Here is a 17162-nt window from a genome sequence, read left to right on the forward strand (position 1 = left end):
TCGCACTTTGTACATATTAATGAAAAGAGATTTCCATGGCAACGCCATCCCTTCCAACTATATGGGATTCTTTCCCAGAACTTAACGAACCATTACAAGCAGTATTAACCAAAATGTCAAACAGCTGGCAAATTGGTTTTTCAGAAATTGACAATGCCATTCGTTCACAATTAAACGCCGGCAAACTTGTACGACCGGCTTTGACGCTCTTATTTTCTGAATTAACTGCACAACCTTACAACAAGAAAGCTATCGCTCTTGGTGCGAGTGTTGAATTGTTACATCTCGCAACGTTAATTCATGATGATATTATTGACGAATCGAAACTTCGACGTGGTTTTGAAAGTATCCAATCACAATTTGGTAAAGACACCGCTGTTTATGCAGGTGATTATTTGTTGACGGGCATGTTTTCACTTTTGAGTGAAGCCGATGATACTGGCGCAGACAAACTTGCCTTAAGCGCACTTCAAGATATTTTGCTAGGGGAACTCACACAAAAACAGAATCGTTATCATACTGATGTTACATTCCCAAGCTATATTTCACAAATCAGTGGTAAAACTGCAGCACTATTTAAGTTAAGCGTCATGTTCGGTATCAGTAGTGATCGTATAGAAGATCCCAAACTCAAACAAATCGTTCCTCAGATTGGTGAAACGCTTGGTATTGTCTTTCAACTATTAGATGATTACCTTGACTTTGAGGCATTATCAAAGAATTTAGCACTAGGCAAACCAATTGGGCAAGATATTAGGAATGGTATTTATACGGCACCCATTTTATTCGCTCTAGAAGAAGTCACAATCCATGACGAACTAATCAGCCTTCTTGAACTTCGAGATGAGATTTCTGATGATCAACTTAATCGTGTGCATACCATTGTAGATGAAAGTTCAGCAATGACCCGTCTTAATTCACTGTTAGTTAAGTATAACGATGAACTAAATCTATTGATAGATCAGTTACCGCAACAAAATATTAAGACCCAGATCGAACAATTAAGTAATATCTTGTTAAATCGTCAATATTGATGAGTACAAAAAACACTCGAAGTATCAAAATACTTCGAGTGTTTTTTGTTACAATTGATTAATCAACGAGCTCCAAGATGACCAATTGAGCGGCGTCGCCACGACGTTGGACAGTCTTGAGAATCCGTGTATAACCACCATTACGTTCGGCAAAGCGAGGGGCAACATCATCAAAAAGCTTTTGCAAAGCTGATTGAACTTTAACATTGTCACCATCTTCGATAACATCTGCAACTTCGTTGCGGACAAAGGCAGCGGCTTGACGACGAGCATTCAAGTCACCACGCTTACCTAATGTAATCATCTTATCAGTTGTCTTACGTACTTCTTTGGCGCGAGCTTCTGTTGTCGTAATACGACCATTAATCAAAAGATCAGTAGTCAAGTCACGTAACATTGCCTTACGTTGTGAAGACGTACGACCCAGTTTACGATATGGCATTGGTGAATCCTCCTTTTTAGTAGTTTAAAGACATGTGTTAATCTTCCTTGCGGAATCCCAAGTTCATTTCTGTGAGCTTTTCTTGGATTTCGTCAAGTGATTTCCGACCGAGATTACGCACTTTCATCATGTCGGCTTCAGTGCGATCTGTCAACTCCACGATGGTGTTGATACCGGCCCGTTTGAGACAATTATAAGAACGAACAGACAAATCCAAATCTTCAATTGGTGCGGAATCAGATGCACTAACTGCAACTGGCTCTGCCTCAACCATAACGCTGGCTTCTGCAGCTACTGGTGAGATGTCCATAAACAAGTTCAAATGCTCTGCTAAGATTTTAGCACCTAAGCTGAGCGCATCACTAGGTTTGATGGAACCATTTGTCCAAATATCAAATGTGAGCTTATCATAATCGTCACGTGCACCAACACGCGTATTTTCTACTTGATAGTTAACACGTTCAATTGGTGTATAAATTGAATCAACCGCCAAAACACCGATAGGCATTTCATCGCGCAATTTTTTGTTCTCATCGGCTGATGTATATCCACGACCTTTAACTGCCGTGACTGTCATATGCAATGACTTACCTGCTGCCACAGTAGCGATATGCAAATCTGGATTAAGCACTTCAACATCTGCGCCACCCTGCAAATCTGCAGCTGTCACATCTGCTGGCCCTTGAACATCAATTTCAAGAGATCGCTCATCATCAGAATCAATCGCCAACACAACTTTCTTAAGATTTAAGATAATTTGTGTGACATCTTCAACTACGCCGTCCACAGTTGAAAACTCGTGAACTACGCCGTCAATCTGTACCGTGTTAACGGCTGCGCCTGGAAGCGAGGATAATAAGATACGACGCAAAGAGTTACCTAATGTCGTTCCATATCCTCGTTCAAGAGGCTCTATGACAAACTTGCCATAGCGGGCATCCTCTTCGATGTTATGAATATTTGGCTTTTCAAATTCAATCATCTGTAAATTCTTACCCCTTCTTTCACAGCAAGAGCAATGAAATTCAATTAAACACGACGACGCTTTGGTGGGCGTGATCCGTTGTGGGGAACTGGTGTCACATCTTTAATAGATGTTACTTCCAAGCCCGCTGCTGCCAAAGCACGGATTGCTGATTCACGACCAGAACCTGGGCCTTTAACAGTTACTGCAACTGTGCGCATGTTCATTTCCATGGCACCTTTTGCTGCAGCTTCTGCTGCCATTTGTGCAGCGAACGGTGTCGACTTACGACTTCCTTTGAAGCCAAGTGCACCAGCAGATGACCAAGCAACTGCGTTACCTTGAACATCTGTAATCATGACGATGGTGTTGTTGAATGTTGAATGGATGTGAGCCACACCAGATTCAATATTCTTCTTTACACGACGCTTACGCGTTGTACGACCTGCCATTTGTTTGCCTCCTTTTCAATACTTTATATATAATTTCTCGGGTTAACAAATATATTAACCAACATTACGCAACTATGGTTGCGATAATCATGTGCCGTATCGATGAGGATACAACCAGAAAAAGTGAATTACTTTTTCTTACCAGCAATTGCTTTAGCTGGGCCTTTACGTGTACGAGCGTTGTTTTTCGTGTTTTGTCCACGAACTGGCAAGCCCTTACGATGACGAATGCCACGGTACGAAGCGATTTCTTGCAACGATTTGATATCAAGTGATACCTTACGACGCAAGTCACCTTCAAGTTGCAAGTTCAACTTGTCAACTGTTGCACGGATAGCGTCTTCTTGGTCTGATGTCAAATCGCGAACGCGAACGTCTTCAGACACACCAGCTTCAGCCAAAACCTTTTGTGCAGTAGTATTACCGATTCCGTAGATGTATGTTAAGCCAATGACAATTCGCTTGTCACGTGGCAAATCAATACCTGCAATACGAGCCATAACAATTTACCTCCTTTAGTATTTTGAAAACGACAATTATGTCCTTATTCAATCAATAATTAATGCGTGGTAATTACTTACCAGCGCGTTGCTTATGCTTTGGGTTAGCAGAGCAGATGATCATTGTGCGACCATTGCGCTTGATAACGCGGCAAGCATCACACATCTTTTTAACTGATGGGCGTACTTTCATAATCTATTCCTCCTATTCGGTTAACTGATTATTCCAAATCTTTCCTTATCGGAAACGATAAGTAATACGACCCTTAGTTAAGTCGTATGGTGACATTTCAACAGTGACGCGATCACCCGGCAATATTCTGATAAAATTCTTACGAATTTTTCCAGAAACATGTGCCAAAATCACAGCACCATTTTCGAGTTCTACTTGGAACATCGCATTTGGTAAAGTTTCTTTCACTTTACCTTCAATTTCAATGACATCATTGGCCACGCACTCAACCTCCTGTGCTTATCATGTTCTACATTGTTGATAAGTGCTTAACCTATCAAATTATACCAGAAATAATGGTATTTCTCAATGACATTTTAGATAATTAATCCAAATTATCTAAAACTTCCTTAACATCACGATACACGTCAGCAAGTTGGCGACCGCCATCGATGGTGTGCAAAACACCAGCACGTTGGTAATAATCTACCAAAGGCAAGTTAGCCGCTTTATTAACGGCTAAGCGGTTATCAATTACCTCGGGCGTATCATCTGCGCGTCCGCGTCCCAAAAGACGTTGACGCAATAATGAGTCGGAAACTTCAAAGTATAATGTTGCAGAAACAGACTTATTGTTATTAGACAGATAGCTATCCAAAAATTCAGCCTGTGCTTCATTACGAGGATATCCGTCAAGCATAAAGCCGGCTTCAACATCACTTTGATTTAAACGGTCAGCAACCATAGCGTTAGTAATTTCATCGGGAACTAAGTCACCAGCATCCATGAACTCACGAGCTTTTTGACCTAATTCTGTGTTGTTGGCCAAATTAGCACGGAAAATATCTCCAGTACTAATGTGAACCACAGGATAGTCCTTCACGATGAAGTCTGCCTGTGTACCTTTTCCGGCACCAGGTAATCCCAATAAAATCAAATTCTTAGCCATTGATTGCCTCCCGAGCTGCTAATTGATCTTTTGTAATAAAGCCAACATAATTTTTTTTCTGCATTAAACCATCGATTTGACGAATTAAGTCCAAGGCAACACCTATTGAAATCAACAGGCTTGTGCCACCTAAACCGATTTTTTCGTTCAATCCCCACACATCCGATGCGATCAATGGTACTAATGCAACAACACCTAAGAAAATTGAGCCGACAAAGCTCAGATTTAATAGGAGTTTTGAGACAAAAGCTTTCGTTTGATCACCAGGACGCACACCAACAATGTAAGCCCCTTGTTTCTGTAAGTTTTCAGCTAACTTTTCAGGGTTAACTTGAACAAATGCGTAAAAATAAGTGAAAATAACAATTAATACAGTGTAAAGTATCGCCCCTGGTAATGTTGTCATGCTAAATATTTGTTGCATAACTTGATACCATTGAGCAGAAGCATATTTATCCTGAAAGGCCAACAACACTGTTTGCGGCGTGCTAATAAATGATGAGGCAAAGATGACAGGAATAACACCTGAAACATTGACTTTCAAAGGTAAATACGCTTCACTACCATACGAAGTAGCCGAACGTGTGTACTGCATTTGCAAACGGCGGGTTCCTTCATATGACCAAGTTGTAAACGCAACAACCAAAATCATTGCTACTAACAACACAATCATGAACACCCAACCATTTAACAGCTCACCATTACCAGCTTGTAAAATATTTTCTTTGAAAATTTCATACAAACCTTCTGGTGCTTGTGCGATAATACCTGCAAAAATAATCATAGAAACACCGTTTCCAAGACCTTTTTCAGTGATCATCTCACCCAGCCACATCGCAAAAAACGTTCCAATTGTCATGACCGAACCGATCACAATAAAAGACATCACGTTATTTGTTTGACTAACTAATCCATAAGAAGACAGTGAATTAAATCCTGCTGTAATACCTACGGATTGAACAAAAGCAAGCACAAGTGTCAACCAACGTGTGGCGTTGTTCAACTTTCGCCGACCAACTTCACCTTGCTTACTCCATTCGACAAAGCGAGGCACGATATCTAATTGCAAAAGTTGCACAACAATTTGTGCCGTCACGTATGGTGAAACACCCATAGCAAACAATGAGTAATTCATCAAGCCGCCACCAGAAAAGATGTTCAAAATGTTCATCAATCCTGAGTTGGCCATATCAGACATAGCAGCAGGGTTAACCCCTGGCACAGTGATGTGTGTTCCAATTCTGTATACAAACAAAATCAAAAATGTCCATCCCAGCTTTTTGCGTATGTCTTTTTCACGTACTGCATTAAATAACGTGCTAAGCATTAAAGTACCTCAGTTGACCCACCGGCTTGTTCAATAGCAGCAACAGCTGCTGCTGAAAACTTATGTGCCTTCACAGTCAACTTCTTTTCAAGTTGACCTACAGCCAAAATCTTAATACCTGACTTTTGATTTTTAACAATACCGTTTTCAATCAAAAGCGCTGGTGTAATTTCTGTGCCATCATCAAAGCTGTTTAACTTATCTAAGTTAACAACTGCAAATTCCTTACGTGAAATGTTAGTAAATCCACGTTTTGGAATACGACGGTACAAAGGCATTTGACCACCTTCAAAACCCAAACGCACTTTTCCACGAGCCTTTTGACCCTTTTGACCACGTCCGGATGTCTTACCGTTTCCAGATGATGTACCACGACCAACACGGTTACGCACGTGACGTGAACCAGCAGCTGGTTGTAATTCGTTCAAATTCATCTTTCGGTACCTCCTATTTTAATGTGTAATTACTTAACTTCTTCAACGTTAACTAAGTGAGCAATATGGAAAATTGCACCACGTGTAGCTTCGTTATCAGGCTTCACCACTGAACTAGATACGCGGCCAAGTCCAAGAGACTTAACAATCGCGCGTTGCTTAGGTAAGCGATGAACCGCACTCTTAATCAAAGTGATTTTCAAATCTGCCATTTTATCGCTCCTTATTCAGCTAAGTGTTCCAAAGAAACACCACGCAACTTAGCAACTTCTTCGGCATCTTTCAAGCTTGTTAGCGCATCGAAAGTTGCACGAATAACGTTAACTGGTGTTGATGAACCAAGTGACTTAGCAGTCACATCAGCAATACCTGCAAGTTCCATAACAGAACGTGCGGCACCACCGGCAGCAACACCAGATCCTTCTTCGGCTGGCTTGACCAAAATCTTACCACCGCCCCATTCGCCAAGGACTTCATGAGGAATAGTTGTAGCAACTGTTGGCACAGTGATCAACTTACGCTTAGCATCTTCAATAGCCTTGCGGATAGCTTCAGGAACTTCTTGTGCTTTACCAGTACCAAAACCAACGTGTCCTTGCTTGTCACCAACGACAACCAACGCTGCAAAACGCAAGCGACGACCACCCTTAACAACCTTTGTGACACGGTTAATAGCAACCACGTTCTCTTCTAATTCACCAAGTGACTTAGGATTAACGAATTCAACCATTTTAATATTCCTCCTTCCTTAGAACTTCAAACCGTTTTCACGGGCTGATTCTGCTAGTGCTTGAACACGTCCATGATAAACGTAACCACCACGATCAAAGACAACTTCTTCAACCTTTGCGGCTTTACCACGTGCGGCGATCAATTCACCAACTTTAACTGCTTGTTCAGTCTTTGATCCCGTTACTTCGGCATCATGACTTGAGGCACTTGCTAGCGTTACACCCGCTACGTCATCAATTAATTGAGCGTAGATGTTTGCATTAGAACGGAAAACGTTCAAACGTGGGCGAGCAGCAGTACCAGAGATTTTTCCACGTACACGCTTGTGGCGCTTTACGCGAAGCTTATTCTTATCTGGTTTTGAAATCATAGCTGTGCTTTCCTTTTCTTATGGCTTATGCCATTTTAAAATATTTTTTTAACAGAACTTGTACTACTAGCAGTAAATACTTACTTACCAGTCTTACCTTCCTTACGACGAACAACTTCACCTTCGTAACGAATACCTTTACCTTTATAAGGTTCTGGTGAACGAACGGCACGAATTTCAGCTGCTAAATCGCCGACTTTTTGTTTTGAAATACCTGAAATTTTAATTGTCAAAGCATCTGGTACTTCAACAGTTAACGCTTCACGATCTTCAAAGACAACTGGGTGAGAATAACCAACACTCAAAGTCAACTTTGAACCTGACTTTGCGGCACGGTAACCAACACCAACAAGCTTCAATGTTTTTGTGAAACCTTCAGATACACCTTCGACCATGTTTGCAACGTTGGCACGTGTAGTACCATGCAAAGCTTTAGTCTTGTTGTCGTCACTTTCACGTGTGAAAGAAACTTCAGTTCCTTCAACATTCATCGTGATTGCTGAAACGATTTCACGTGACAATTCACCCTTAGGCCCTTTAACTGTGACAACTGCACCTTCTTGAGATACAGTCACATCAGCAGGCAATGTGATTGTTTTATTTCCAATACGGCTCATGGTAAGTCTCCTTTCTTAGATATATTACCAAACGTAGGCGAGCACTTCGCCACCAACTTGCTTTGAACGAGCTTCTTTGTCAGTAATCACACCGGCAGAAGTTGAGATAATAGCAATTCCCAAACCATTCAAAACTTTTGGCAAGTCTTCAGCCTTGGCATACTTACGCAAACCAGGCTTTGAGATACGCTTAATACCAGTAATCACACGATTACGGTCTTCTCCGTACTTGAGAAATACACGGATAACACCTTGCTTGTTATCATCAATATACTCCACATCGCGGATGAAACCTTCTGATTTCAAGATTTCAGCGATACTCTTTTTAATTTTTGATGCTGGAATTTCCACAACTTCGTGATGCGCCAAATTGGCGTTACGAATGCGTGTCAATAAATCAGCAATTGGATCAGTCATAGACATCTATCGATATCCTCCTTTAAATTTTGAACGTAATCATGCAAAATGACACGCTCTTAACTATTATAGACTATTTTAGTCGATAACAGTTAAAAACGCGTCACTCATTTAGAGTAACAACATTTTTATTCACTAATTACTTAGTAAATGGCATTCCCAATTGTGTTAACAACTCACGACCTTCTTCGTCGTTTTGAGCAGTTGTAACAATAACAATGTCCAATCCGCGAACACGGTTAACCTTGTCAAAATCGATTTCTGGGAAAATCAATTGTTCACGAATGCCCAAAGTGTAGTTACCACGGCCATCAAAAGCCTTTGATGATACACCACGGAAATCACGAACACGAGGCAATGAAATGTTGATCAACTTGTCTAAGAAGTCATACATACGTTCACCACGTAGTGTTACCTTAGTTCCGATTGACATACCTTCACGCAAACGGAAACCAGCGATTGACTTCTTTGCCTTTGTGATAACTGGTTGTTGACCAGCAATCAACTTCAATTCTTCAACCGCTTCATCCAAGTTCTTTGAGTTTGAAACTGCATCACCAACACCCATGTTCAAGACGATCTTGTCAATCTTTGGGGCTTGCATTGATGATTTGAAGTTAAACTTTTCGATCAAAGCAGGTTGAACTTCATTAACATATTTTTCTTTTAAAGCGTTAGCCATGAAAATGATTTCACCTTTCGATATTAGCCTAGTACGTTACCAGACTTTTTAGATACGCGAACTTTCTTGCCATCTTCCACTTTGAATCCAACGCGCGTTGGTTCGTTAGTTGAAGGGTCAAGCAATTGCACGTTAGAAACATGGATAGGTGCTTCGATATCGATAACACCACCTTGTGGATATTCGTTAGAAGGCTTTTGATGCTTCTTAACGATGTTCACGCCTTCGACAACGACGCGATCTTTTCCAGCAACAGTCTTAGTGATTGTGCCTTCTTTTCCCTTGTCTTTGCCGGCAATGACGCGAACCTTATCACCTGTTTTTACAAACATGATTTGGCTCCTCCTTGTCAGTATTAGAGCACTTCTGGTGCCAATGAAACAATACGCATGTAGTCGTTGTCACGTAATTCACGTGCAACTGGACCAAAAATACGCGTACCAACTGGTGATTTGTCGTCCTTCACGATAACAGCGGCATTTTCATCAAAATTAATGTATGAGCCATCTGCACGACGAACGTCAGATACAGTACGAACGATAACAGCCTTAACGACGTCACCCTTCTTTACGTTACCACCAGGGATAGCTTGCTTAACTGTTGCAACGATCATGTCGCCAACACCTGCAAACTTACGGCCTGAACCACCGAGCACTTTAATCGTCAAGATTTCACGTGCGCCAGAGTTATCAGCCACTTTTAAACGACTCTCTTGTTGAATCATGGTTCTTCCTCCTTGTTAGCAATTAATTACGACGTTTTGGGTCGAACATTAAAGAATAACAGCCTCTTCAACGATCTTAACCAAACGGAAGTGCTTAGTTGCAGACAAAGGACGTGTTTCCATGATTTGAACAATATCGCCCTGCTTGGCACTATTGTTTTCATCATGGGCCTTGAACTTCTTTGTGTACTTGACACGCTTACCGTAGACGGCGTGTGTTAAATAAGTATCAACAGCGACAGTAATTGTCTTGTCCATCTTATCTGAAACAACGCGTCCTTGATAAACTTTACGAGTATTACGTTCTTCACTCATTTTTCAGCTTCTTCCTTTCGTCTTATTTGTTGGCGTTTGCCAATTCTTGTGCACGAATAACTGTCTTAACTCGTGCAATGTCCTTACGAACTTGTGCGATACGCGCCGTGTTTTCCAACTGACCAGTAGCCAATTGGAAACGAAGGTTGAACAATTCTTCCTTGAATTCGGCTTCGCGCTTTTGCAAATCCGCAAGTGACAATTCTTTCAATTCACTTGCTTTAGCCATTATTCAGCCTCCCGAGCAATAATCTTCGTACGTACAGGCAACTTATGTTGTGCCAAACGCAATGCTTCACGTGCAGTTGCTTCAGGAACACCTGCCACTTCAAACATTACCTTGCCACGCTTAACAGGTTCAACCCATCCTTCGGGAGCACCCTTACCATTACCCATTCGAACACCAACACCTTTTGATGTATATGACTTGTGAGGGAAGATTTTAATCCAAACCTTACCACCACGCTTCATATAACGTGTCATTGCAATACGAGCAGCTTCAATTTGACGGTTAGTGATCCAGCTTGATGTTGTTGCTTGCAAGCCAAAGTCACCAAATGTCACCGTCTTGCCACCTTTAGCTTCGCCACGCATGTGACCACGGTGTACACGACGGAATTTAACACGCTTTGGTACTAACATGTTTGCTTCCCTCCTTACTTACTGTTTTTCTTTTGTGGCAAAACATCACCACGGTAAATCCAAGTCTTAATACCCAAGTTACCATAAGCAGTCATTGCTTCATCCCATGAGTAGTCAATGTCTGCACGTAAAGTATGCAAAGGAACAGTGCCTTCAGTATATTGTTCAATACGGGCAATATCTGCACCGTTCAAACGACCTGAAACCATAACTTTGATACCCTTTGCACCGGCACGAGTAGCACGTTGGATGGCACCACGCATTGCGCGACGGAAAGCAACACGGCGTTCCAAATCACCAGCAATTTGTTGTCCAACCAAATGTGCACTCAAATCAGGCTTCTTGATTTCAACGATGTTAATGAAAACGCGCTTTGAACGACCCTTTTCATCTTTATCTGTCAATTTTGCCAATTGAGTACGAAGCTTTTCAACTTCTGAACCACCCTTACCAATTACCATTCCAGGCTTGGCAGTGTGGATTGAAACGTCAACACGTGACTTAGTGCTACGTTCAATTTCAATGCGATCAACTGAGGCATCAGCTAAATTCTTTTCGATATACTTACGAATACGCAAGTCTTCGTGAAGTTGGTTAGCATAATCAGCCTTGTCAGCAAACCACTTTGCGTCCCAGTCGCGAATAACGCCAACACGGAACCCAGTAGGGTTAATCTTTTGACCCATTACTTTGCCTCCTTCTCAGCAACCACAATTGTAATGTGGCTTGTACGCTTGTTGATAGGTGAAGCAGAACCTTTGGCACGTGGACGGAAACGCTTTAGCGTTGGTCCTTCGTTCGCGAAGGCTTCCTTCACAATAAGATCTTCTCTGTCTAGTGAGAAGTTATTTTCAGCATTAGCAACTGCTGAGTTCAAAACCTTGTAAATATCTTCAGTAGAAGTATTAGGTAGGAACTTCAAAATTGCGTATGCTTCGTTAACGCTCTTACGGCGAATAGTGTCAAGAACTAAGCGTGCCTTACGTGGGGCAACGCGAACGATCTTAGCAGTCGCGCGAGCTGATGTAACTTGTTCAGCCATTTTTCACTTCCTCCTTATTTACCAGTCTTTTTATCGTCGTTCTTGTGTCCCTTGAACGTACGAGTTGGTACGAATTCACCTAACTTGTGACCGACCATATCTTCTTGCACATATACTGGAACGTGCTTGCGACCATCATAAACGGCAATTGTAAAGCCGATGAAGCTTGGGAAGATTGTTGAACGACGTGACCAAGTTTTGATCACTGATTTCTTTTCAGAATCAACTTGCGCTTCAATCTTCTTAAGCAAGTGTGGGTCCGCAAATGGTCCCTTTTTTAAACTACGAGCCATTAGTTGTCTCCTTTCCCTTACTTACTCTTGCGACCGCGAACGATGAACTTTGTTGAAGCTTTCTTCTTATCGCGAGTCTTCTTACCGGCAGTCTTCTTACCCCATGGTGACATAGGACTTGGACGACCAACTGGTGCTTTACCTTCACCACCACCGTGTGGGTGATCGTTAGGGTTCATAACTGATCCACGAACGTGTGGACGCTTTCCACGCCAACGGTTACGACCAGCTTTACCCCAGTTAATCAATGAATGTTCGGCGTTACCAACTTCACCAATTGTGGCGCGGTTAGTAGCTAAGACCAAACGTACTTCTCCTGAAGTCAATCGAACAATGATGTACTTACCATCACGTCCCAAAATTTGTGCTGATGTACCCGCTGAACGAGCCAATTGGCCACCCTTACCAGGCTTCAATTCGATATTGTGAATCAAAGTACCTTCAGGAATAGCACTCAATGGCAAGGCATTGCCGGGCTTAATGTCGGCATCAGGACCAGATTGAACTTTATCGCCAACCTTCAATCCCTTTGGCGCCAAGATGTATGACTTAATACCATCTTCATATACCAACAAAGCAACGTTAGCTGTGCGGTTTGGATCGTACTCGATAGCCTTAACAGTAGCTGTCTTGTCATCTTTAATACGCTTAAAGTCTACGATACGGTAGGCCTGCTTATGTCCACCAGCGTGGTGGCGAACTGTCATGCGACCTGATGCATTACGTGCACCAGTCTTTGACTTTTTAGCCAACAAACTCTTCTCGGGCGTTGTCTTAGTGATTTCAGCAAAATCTGAAGTCGTCATATTACGACGTCCGTTAGAGGTTGGCTTATATTTCTTGATAGCCAATGTCTTATCCTCCTATTTAGAATTAACCTTCGTTAAAGATTTGAATATCTTTTGAATCTTTTGACAACGTTACAGTTGCCTTTTTTAACTTACGTGTATAACCAACATAACGGCCTTGGCGCTTAAGCTTACCACGAACGTTTGCTGTGTTGAGACCTGAAACTTTAACATCAAAAATTTCTTCGATAGCTTTCTTGATTTCAGGCTTTTTTGCGCGAGTATCTACTTCGAAGACATAACGCTTACGTTCTGTTTGCGCCATTGAAGCTTCGGTGATGATAGGGCGACGGATAATATCGCGTGCATCCATTAGGCAAGACCTCCTTGGATTTCTTCGATTGATGATTGAACAATCACCAGCTTATCTGCATTAACAACGTCAAGTACGTTGATACCCTTTGTTGTCATAACTTGAACATTAGCCAAGTTACGTGCTGACAAGATCGCGTTTTCATTGTCTTCATCAACAACTACTAATGTCTTTGTGTCAGCTGACAAGTTAGCCAAAACCTTTTTAAAGTCTTGCGTCTTTGGTGCTTCAAATGACAAAGCATCAACAACAACCAACTTATTATCAGCAACTTTTTGTGATAATACTGACTTCAAAGCCAATTGATAGGCTTTACGGTTGATACGGTAAGCGTATGAACGAGGTGTAGGACCAAAAACAATACCACCGCCACGGAACTGAGGTTCACGAATTGAACCAGCACGTGCACGACCAGTACCCTTTTGCTTCCAAGGCTTACGACCACCACCAGAAACAGCAGAGCGGTTCTTGACAGCATGTGTACCCTGACGTAATGATGCACGTTGCATCAATACTGCATCTGTAATAACGGCGTTGTTAGGTTCGATGGCGAAAACTGCATCATTCAATTCAATTTCAGCAGCTTGACTACCATCTTGCTTTAATACAGCAACTTTAGTCATGATTGATTGTTCTCCTTTCTATATAGTTTAGATTAAGCTTCTTCTGAATCAGCGACAGGTGCAGATACACCAGCTATTTTGATTTCAGGATGCTTTGCATTAACTTTAACAGTTGATTTGATTGTCAAAAGTGACTTGTTGGCGCCGGGAACATTTCCCTTCAATAGCAAGAGGTTATTTTCAACATCAACGTGTACAATAGCAACATTTTGCATTGTGCGCTTGTTGTTACCCATACGACCTGGCAAGAGCTTACCCTTGAAGACGCGGTTAATAATCGCACCCATTGAACCAGGACGGCGGTGATAACGTGAGCCGTGGGCCATAGGTCCACGAGACTGACCAAGACGCTTAATTGAGCCTTGGAAGCCATGCCCTTTTGTGATGCCCGTTACGTCGACGTATTCCCCTGCTTGGAATGTATCCACTTTGATTTCATCCCCTGCGTTAAATTCGCCTTCCGCGTCGCGGACTTCACGAACGTAGCGCTTAGGGGTCGTGTTTGCTTTTGAAGCGTGACCTTGTTCAGGTTTGTTTGACAAAACTGCACGTTTGTCTTGGTAACCGAGTTGAATAGCACTATAACCGTCTGTTTCTGCATTTTTTACTTGCAAAACGACGTTTGGTGTTGCTTCAACTACGGTAACTGCGATCAATTCGCCAGATTCTGTGAAAACCTGAGTCATACCGACTTTGCGGCCTAAGATACCTTTAGTCATGACTAATCTCCTTAATTATTTTGCTTGACTTATTTTTTGTCTCTAAGTTGAGACGCGAAGTTATATCCGTTTAAGATTACAACTTGATTTCGATCGCAACACCTGATGGCAATTCAAGCTTACGCAATGCGTCGACTGTCTTGTCAGTAGGGTTCACAATGTCGATCAAACGCTTGTGCGTGCGCATTTCAAATTGCTCACGGCTATCCTTGTGCTTATGTGGTGAACGTAGAATTGTATACAATGTACGTTCAGTTGGCAATGGGATAGGACCAGCAATTTCTGCGCCCGTACGCTTAGCTGTCTCAACAATTTTTTCTGCTGATTGGTCTAAGATGCGGTGTTCGTATGCCTTCAAACGGATACGGATCTTCTTTTGTGCCATTATTTCGTGCCTCCTCGTTGATTTTGTAAATCAGCTAACTCCGATTAAAAACCGACAACACTGCTTGTGTTTTGCGCGCCCATGGCAACGCGGCCGCGCGTGTCGCAACCTTAATCATCATCGCTAAACATTGATACACCAGGCTTTCGTCAGGTTTATATGACTACTGTTCCAAAAGCGTACTTAAATATAATAACAGAAAAACCCCTGCATTGCAAGGGTTTTGTGCGATATTTTCAACAATTCTTTTTACTCATCTTTGTGTCATTTTAAATTCCAAAAAGGCATCATTATATTTTTCTGTCCATTTTTGTCCTAAGTCTGAATATACTTGCAAGTGACTCACAGTTTTGGCGTCTGGATAAAACTGTTTGTCCTCACGAATACTCTTAGGTAATAGTGCTAATGCCTTTTTGTTTGGCGTTGCATAACCAATATATTCGGCATTTTGGGCCGCGTTTTTTGGCTCACTAATGAAATTTAAGAAAGCATAGGCAGCCGCTTTATGTTTAGCAGTTTTGGGCATAACAATATTATCAAACCAAAGATTTGAACCCTCGCTCGGCACAACATAATGCAAGTGTTTATTGTTTACCATTGCTTCGGACGCCTCTCCAGAATATGTTACGGCAATTGACGCTTCGTCTTGTGCAATATACATTTTGATTTCGTCAGCAATAATGGCTTTAACATTTGGCATCAAAGTTGTTAGTTTGCCTTGAGCTGCCGCCAAATCAGCTGTTGACTTATCATTTACAGACTTCCCTTGTGTAATCAATGTAAAACCTAATACATCACGTGCCGAGTCAATTAACATGACTTGATTTTTAAACTTTGACGACCATAAATCATCCCAATGTTGGACATCACTGGCCTTTACGTATTTATCATTGTAGATAATACCTAAAGTTCCCCAAAAGTATGGGACAGAGTATTTGTTGTGTCTATCAAAAGATTGGTTCAGGAATCGACTGTCGTAATTTTTTAATTCTGTCAATGTCCGATGATCCAGTGGCAACAATAAATTTGCAGCCTTCATTTTCTCAATCATATATTCCGACGGCACAGCTAAATCATAGGATGTCCCACCCTGTTTAACCTTCGTAAACATGGCTTCATTGGAATCAAAAGTTTCGTAACTGACTTTGTAACCTGTCTCTTTAGTAAACTTTTTAAGTAGAGCTGGATCAATATAATCTCCCCAGTTATACAGATTCAAAACTTTAGAACCGCCCTCACCACTACCAGTTTTGGCAGCCAAATAACGCTGTGCACCGAACAAAACAGCAACAACAATTAAAATGGCAACGACACTACTCAATAACTTTTTCATGCTATAAACCCTCCGTAGCCGGTGTTACCAGTCGCGTACCACGTTTTTTATTTTTAGATGAGCGCGTTGAAATAACGTAATATAGTAAGACAAGTACGAGCGATACAATAAACATCATTGCCGACAAGGCATTAATTTCCAAGCTAACCCCCTGACGGGCCCGAGAATATATTTCAACAGATAACGTCGAAAACCCATTACCAGTTACGAAAAATGTCACCGCAAAATCATCCAAAGAATACGTAAATGCCATAAAAAATCCAGCCAAAATACCTGGTGATATAACGGGTAAAATCACGCGCGATAACATTTGCCAGTTATTAGCGCCTAAATCTTTAGCAGCAGCAACTAAGGATTGATTCATTTCTTGGAGTCTCGGCAAAACCATCAACACAACAATCGGAATACTAAAAGCAATATGCGACAGGAGTACTGACGCAAATCCTAATGAAAAACCGACAACTGTAAACAATATCAAAAACGAAGCGCCAATAATAACATCAGGTGATACCAACAAAATATTGTTTAATGATAAGAAAATATTTTTAATCAACCGATTGCGCTGATCATAAATATACAACGCACCAGCCGTTCCCAAAATACTAGCCAAAAGCGAAGACAATAGTGCGATTAAAAAAGTATTAACCACTATCTCGATAATGCGCGTATCTGCGAACAACTCAACGTAATGCTTCAAGGAAAATCCGTCCCATCCTTGCATCACATCACCTGCATTAAATGAATAAATAATCAAGAAAAAAATTGGTAAGTACAGCAAAATGAAAACAAACCACAAATATAAATTTGACCATTTAAAAGCTTTTTTCATTTAT

General features: G+C 41.5%; 31 protein-coding genes. 1 reads left to right on the top strand and 30 read right to left on the bottom strand.

Annotation, left to right across the window (positions count from 1 at the left end; translation table 11 throughout):
* Positions 1–35: 35 nt before the first annotated feature.
* Positions 36–1034, top strand: coding sequence for a polyprenyl synthetase family protein (locus IEU71_RS02910; protein WP_004912920.1), 999 nt, complete (start codon positions 36–38; stop codon positions 1032–1034).
* A gap of 58 nt (positions 1035–1092) precedes the next feature.
* Here the strand turns inward: IEU71_RS02910 and rplQ are convergent, their stop codons facing one another.
* The 30 genes from rplQ to IEU71_RS03060 form a co-directional block, all read right to left on the bottom strand.
* Complete coding sequence (rplQ, locus tag IEU71_RS02915) at positions 1093–1476, bottom strand: 50S ribosomal protein L17 (protein ID WP_004911223.1); 384 nt, start codon at positions 1474–1476, stop codon at positions 1093–1095.
* A 37-nt stretch (positions 1477–1513) separates the two neighbouring features.
* Positions 1514–2458: a DNA-directed RNA polymerase subunit alpha gene (locus IEU71_RS02920; RefSeq protein ID WP_004911224.1), complete on the bottom strand. Its 945-nt coding sequence runs from the start codon at positions 2456–2458 to the stop codon at positions 1514–1516.
* Between the two features lie 47 nt (positions 2459–2505).
* Positions 2506–2892, bottom strand: a complete 387-nt coding sequence (rpsK, locus tag IEU71_RS02925; RefSeq protein ID WP_004911226.1) for a 30S ribosomal protein S11 — start codon at positions 2890–2892, stop codon at positions 2506–2508.
* Between the two features lie 128 nt (positions 2893–3020).
* Positions 3021–3392: a 30S ribosomal protein S13 gene (rpsM, locus tag IEU71_RS02930; RefSeq protein ID WP_002816010.1), complete on the bottom strand. Its 372-nt coding sequence runs from the start codon at positions 3390–3392 to the stop codon at positions 3021–3023.
* 73 nt (positions 3393–3465) lie between these two features.
* Positions 3466–3585 carry a 50S ribosomal protein L36 gene (gene rpmJ / locus IEU71_RS02935; protein ID WP_002816013.1) on the bottom strand — a complete coding sequence of 40 codons (120 nt, stop codon included), beginning with the start codon at positions 3583–3585 and terminating at the stop codon, positions 3466–3468.
* 45 nt (positions 3586–3630) lie between these two features.
* Positions 3631–3846: a translation initiation factor IF-1 gene (gene infA, locus IEU71_RS02940; protein ID WP_002816015.1), complete on the bottom strand. Its 216-nt coding sequence runs from the start codon at positions 3844–3846 to the stop codon at positions 3631–3633.
* Positions 3847–3949: 103 nt separating this feature from the next.
* Positions 3950–4513: an adenylate kinase gene (locus IEU71_RS02945; protein ID WP_004911229.1), complete on the bottom strand. Its 564-nt coding sequence runs from the start codon at positions 4511–4513 to the stop codon at positions 3950–3952.
* Positions 4506–5840: a preprotein translocase subunit SecY gene (gene secY, locus IEU71_RS02950; RefSeq protein ID WP_004911232.1), complete on the bottom strand. Its 1335-nt coding sequence runs from the start codon at positions 5838–5840 to the stop codon at positions 4506–4508. The genes IEU71_RS02945 and secY overlap by 8 nt, the downstream gene beginning before the upstream one ends.
* Positions 5840–6274 carry a 50S ribosomal protein L15 gene (rplO, locus tag IEU71_RS02955; protein WP_004911235.1) on the bottom strand — a complete coding sequence of 145 codons (435 nt, stop codon included), beginning with the start codon at positions 6272–6274 and terminating at the stop codon, positions 5840–5842. Before rplO ends, secY begins: the two co-directional genes overlap by 1 nt.
* A 29-nt stretch (positions 6275–6303) precedes the next feature.
* Positions 6304–6486 carry a 50S ribosomal protein L30 gene (gene rpmD, locus IEU71_RS02960; RefSeq protein WP_004911238.1) on the bottom strand — a complete coding sequence of 61 codons (183 nt, stop codon included), beginning with the start codon at positions 6484–6486 and terminating at the stop codon, positions 6304–6306.
* A gap of 11 nt (positions 6487–6497) precedes the next feature.
* Positions 6498–7004: a 30S ribosomal protein S5 gene (rpsE, locus tag IEU71_RS02965; protein ID WP_004911239.1), complete on the bottom strand. Its 507-nt coding sequence runs from the start codon at positions 7002–7004 to the stop codon at positions 6498–6500.
* An 18-nt stretch (positions 7005–7022) separates the two neighbouring features.
* A complete protein-coding gene (rplR, locus tag IEU71_RS02970) occupies positions 7023–7376 on the bottom strand; it encodes a 50S ribosomal protein L18 (protein WP_004911242.1) in 354 nt (117 codons plus the stop codon).
* 80 nt (positions 7377–7456) lie between these two features.
* Entirely contained in the window at positions 7457–7993 is a 537-nt protein-coding gene (gene rplF, locus IEU71_RS02975; RefSeq protein ID WP_004911247.1) for a 50S ribosomal protein L6, read from the bottom strand.
* A gap of 24 nt (positions 7994–8017) precedes the next feature.
* The gene (gene rpsH, locus IEU71_RS02980; protein ID WP_004911251.1) at positions 8018–8416 is read right to left on the bottom strand and encodes a 30S ribosomal protein S8; all 399 of its coding nucleotides are present in this window, start codon (positions 8414–8416) and stop codon (positions 8018–8020) included.
* Between the two features lie 133 nt (positions 8417–8549).
* Complete coding sequence (rplE, locus tag IEU71_RS02985) at positions 8550–9092, bottom strand: 50S ribosomal protein L5 (protein WP_004911253.1); 543 nt, start codon at positions 9090–9092, stop codon at positions 8550–8552.
* Between the two features lie 23 nt (positions 9093–9115).
* Positions 9116–9424 carry a 50S ribosomal protein L24 gene (rplX, locus tag IEU71_RS02990; RefSeq protein WP_002816025.1) on the bottom strand — a complete coding sequence of 103 codons (309 nt, stop codon included), beginning with the start codon at positions 9422–9424 and terminating at the stop codon, positions 9116–9118.
* 23 nt (positions 9425–9447) lie between these two features.
* Positions 9448–9816 carry a 50S ribosomal protein L14 gene (gene rplN, locus IEU71_RS02995; RefSeq protein WP_004911257.1) on the bottom strand — a complete coding sequence of 123 codons (369 nt, stop codon included), beginning with the start codon at positions 9814–9816 and terminating at the stop codon, positions 9448–9450.
* 48 nt (positions 9817–9864) lie between these two features.
* On the bottom strand, positions 9865–10131 hold the full coding sequence (gene rpsQ, locus IEU71_RS03000) for a 30S ribosomal protein S17 (RefSeq protein ID WP_004911259.1): 267 nt from the start codon (positions 10129–10131) through the stop codon (positions 9865–9867).
* 22 nt (positions 10132–10153) lie between these two features.
* Positions 10154–10360, bottom strand: a complete 207-nt coding sequence (rpmC, locus tag IEU71_RS03005; RefSeq protein WP_002816028.1) for a 50S ribosomal protein L29 — start codon at positions 10358–10360, stop codon at positions 10154–10156.
* Positions 10360–10773 (bottom strand): 50S ribosomal protein L16, encoded by a 414-nt coding sequence (gene rplP / locus IEU71_RS03010; RefSeq protein WP_002816029.1) that lies wholly within the window; start codon positions 10771–10773, stop codon positions 10360–10362. Before rplP ends, rpmC begins: the two co-directional genes overlap by 1 nt.
* A gap of 14 nt (positions 10774–10787) precedes the next feature.
* On the bottom strand, positions 10788–11459 hold the full coding sequence (rpsC, locus tag IEU71_RS03015; protein WP_004911266.1) for a 30S ribosomal protein S3: 672 nt from the start codon (positions 11457–11459) through the stop codon (positions 10788–10790).
* Entirely contained in the window at positions 11459–11815 is a 357-nt protein-coding gene (gene rplV, locus IEU71_RS03020) for a 50S ribosomal protein L22 (RefSeq protein ID WP_004911267.1), read from the bottom strand. The genes rpsC and rplV overlap by 1 nt, the downstream gene beginning before the upstream one ends.
* A 14-nt stretch (positions 11816–11829) precedes the next feature.
* On the bottom strand, positions 11830–12108 hold the full coding sequence (gene rpsS, locus IEU71_RS03025; protein WP_002816034.1) for a 30S ribosomal protein S19: 279 nt from the start codon (positions 12106–12108) through the stop codon (positions 11830–11832).
* Positions 12109–12125: 17 nt separating this feature from the next.
* On the bottom strand, positions 12126–12959 hold the full coding sequence (gene rplB / locus IEU71_RS03030) for a 50S ribosomal protein L2 (protein WP_004911273.1): 834 nt from the start codon (positions 12957–12959) through the stop codon (positions 12126–12128).
* Positions 12960–12981: 22 nt separating this feature from the next.
* On the bottom strand, positions 12982–13269 hold the full coding sequence (gene rplW, locus IEU71_RS03035; protein WP_004911278.1) for a 50S ribosomal protein L23: 288 nt from the start codon (positions 13267–13269) through the stop codon (positions 12982–12984).
* Positions 13269–13892, bottom strand: coding sequence for a 50S ribosomal protein L4 (rplD, locus tag IEU71_RS03040; protein WP_004911281.1), 624 nt, complete (start codon positions 13890–13892; stop codon positions 13269–13271). The genes rplW and rplD overlap by 1 nt, the downstream gene beginning before the upstream one ends.
* 32 nt (positions 13893–13924) lie before the next feature.
* Entirely contained in the window at positions 13925–14611 is a 687-nt protein-coding gene (rplC, locus tag IEU71_RS03045) for a 50S ribosomal protein L3 (RefSeq protein WP_004911284.1), read from the bottom strand.
* 76 nt (positions 14612–14687) lie between these two features.
* Positions 14688–14996: a 30S ribosomal protein S10 gene (gene rpsJ / locus IEU71_RS03050; RefSeq protein WP_002816040.1), complete on the bottom strand. Its 309-nt coding sequence runs from the start codon at positions 14994–14996 to the stop codon at positions 14688–14690.
* A 253-nt stretch (positions 14997–15249) separates the two neighbouring features.
* Entirely contained in the window at positions 15250–16329 is a 1080-nt protein-coding gene (locus IEU71_RS03055) for an ABC transporter substrate-binding protein (protein ID WP_004911287.1), read from the bottom strand.
* A gap of 1 nt (position 16330) precedes the next feature.
* Positions 16331–17158, bottom strand: a complete 828-nt coding sequence (locus IEU71_RS03060) for an ABC transporter permease (protein WP_004911291.1) — start codon at positions 17156–17158, stop codon at positions 16331–16333.
* Between the last annotated feature and the right edge of the window lie 4 nt (positions 17159–17162).

The organism is Leuconostoc falkenbergense, assembly GCF_014634805.1.
Lineage (GTDB): Bacteria > Bacillota > Bacilli > Lactobacillales > Lactobacillaceae > Leuconostoc > Leuconostoc falkenbergense.

What these genes read in the sequence shown, in the direction of transcription:
- rplX (WP_002816025.1), bottom strand. Translation starts at nt 9,424, where the DNA reads ATGTTTGTAAAAACAGGTGATAAGGTTCGCGTCATTGCCGGCAAAGAC.
- rplE (WP_004911253.1), bottom strand. Translation starts at nt 9,092, where the DNA reads ATGGCTAACGCTTTAAAAGAAAAATATGTTAATGAAGTTCAACCTGCT.
- rpsK (WP_004911226.1), bottom strand. Translation starts at nt 2,892, where the DNA reads ATGGCAGGTCGTACAACGCGTAAGCGTCGTGTAAAGAAGAATATTGAA.
- rpmD (WP_004911238.1), bottom strand. Translation starts at nt 6,486, where the DNA reads ATGGCAGATTTGAAAATCACTTTGATTAAGAGTGCGGTTCATCGCTTA.
- IEU71_RS02945 (WP_004911229.1), bottom strand. Translation starts at nt 4,513, where the DNA reads ATGGCTAAGAATTTGATTTTATTGGGATTACCTGGTGCCGGAAAAGGT.
- rpmJ (WP_002816013.1), bottom strand. Translation starts at nt 3,585, where the DNA reads ATGAAAGTACGCCCATCAGTTAAAAAGATGTGTGATGCTTGCCGCGTT.
- rplQ (WP_004911223.1), bottom strand. Translation starts at nt 1,476, where the DNA reads ATGCCATATCGTAAACTGGGTCGTACGTCTTCACAACGTAAGGCAATG.
- rplR (WP_004911242.1), bottom strand. Translation starts at nt 7,376, where the DNA reads ATGATTTCAAAACCAGATAAGAATAAGCTTCGCGTAAAGCGCCACAAG.
- rplV (WP_004911267.1), bottom strand. Translation starts at nt 11,815, where the DNA reads ATGGCTGAACAAGTTACATCAGCTCGCGCGACTGCTAAGATCGTTCGC.
- rplC (WP_004911284.1), bottom strand. Translation starts at nt 14,611, where the DNA reads ATGACTAAAGGTATCTTAGGCCGCAAAGTCGGTATGACTCAGGTTTTC.
- rplO (WP_004911235.1), bottom strand. Translation starts at nt 6,274, where the DNA reads ATGAATTTGAACGAATTACAACCAGCTGCTGGTTCACGTCACGTGCGT.
- IEU71_RS03055 (WP_004911287.1), bottom strand. Translation starts at nt 16,329, where the DNA reads ATGAAAAAGTTATTGAGTAGTGTCGTTGCCATTTTAATTGTTGTTGCT.
- secY (WP_004911232.1), bottom strand. Translation starts at nt 5,840, where the DNA reads ATGCTTAGCACGTTATTTAATGCAGTACGTGAAAAAGACATACGCAAA.
- rpsM (WP_002816010.1), bottom strand. Translation starts at nt 3,392, where the DNA reads ATGGCTCGTATTGCAGGTATTGATTTGCCACGTGACAAGCGAATTGTC.
- rplP (WP_002816029.1), bottom strand. Translation starts at nt 10,773, where the DNA reads ATGTTAGTACCAAAGCGTGTTAAATTCCGTCGTGTACACCGTGGTCAC.
- IEU71_RS03060 (WP_004911291.1), bottom strand. Translation starts at nt 17,158, where the DNA reads ATGAAAAAAGCTTTTAAATGGTCAAATTTATATTTGTGGTTTGTTTTC.
- rpsE (WP_004911239.1), bottom strand. Translation starts at nt 7,004, where the DNA reads ATGGTTGAATTCGTTAATCCTAAGTCACTTGGTGAATTAGAAGAGAAC.
- rplW (WP_004911278.1), bottom strand. Translation starts at nt 13,269, where the DNA reads ATGGATGCACGCGATATTATCCGTCGCCCTATCATCACCGAAGCTTCA.
- rpsJ (WP_002816040.1), bottom strand. Translation starts at nt 14,996, where the DNA reads ATGGCACAAAAGAAGATCCGTATCCGTTTGAAGGCATACGAACACCGC.
- rpsS (WP_002816034.1), bottom strand. Translation starts at nt 12,108, where the DNA reads ATGGCTCGTAGTTTAAAAAAGGGACCATTTGCGGACCCACACTTGCTT.
- rplD (WP_004911281.1), bottom strand. Translation starts at nt 13,892, where the DNA reads ATGACTAAAGTTGCTGTATTAAAGCAAGATGGTAGTCAAGCTGCTGAA.
- rpsQ (WP_004911259.1), bottom strand. Translation starts at nt 10,131, where the DNA reads ATGAGTGAAGAACGTAATACTCGTAAAGTTTATCAAGGACGCGTTGTT.
- rpsH (WP_004911251.1), bottom strand. Translation starts at nt 8,416, where the DNA reads ATGTCTATGACTGATCCAATTGCTGATTTATTGACACGCATTCGTAAC.
- IEU71_RS02910 (WP_004912920.1), top strand. Translation starts at nt 36, where the DNA reads ATGGCAACGCCATCCCTTCCAACTATATGGGATTCTTTCCCAGAACTT.
- IEU71_RS02920 (WP_004911224.1), bottom strand. Translation starts at nt 2,458, where the DNA reads ATGATTGAATTTGAAAAGCCAAATATTCATAACATCGAAGAGGATGCC.
- rpmC (WP_002816028.1), bottom strand. Translation starts at nt 10,360, where the DNA reads ATGGCTAAAGCAAGTGAATTGAAAGAATTGTCACTTGCGGATTTGCAA.
- rplF (WP_004911247.1), bottom strand. Translation starts at nt 7,993, where the DNA reads ATGAGCCGTATTGGAAATAAAACAATCACATTGCCTGCTGATGTGACT.
- rplN (WP_004911257.1), bottom strand. Translation starts at nt 9,816, where the DNA reads ATGATTCAACAAGAGAGTCGTTTAAAAGTGGCTGATAACTCTGGCGCA.
- rpsC (WP_004911266.1), bottom strand. Translation starts at nt 11,459, where the DNA reads ATGGGTCAAAAGATTAACCCTACTGGGTTCCGTGTTGGCGTTATTCGC.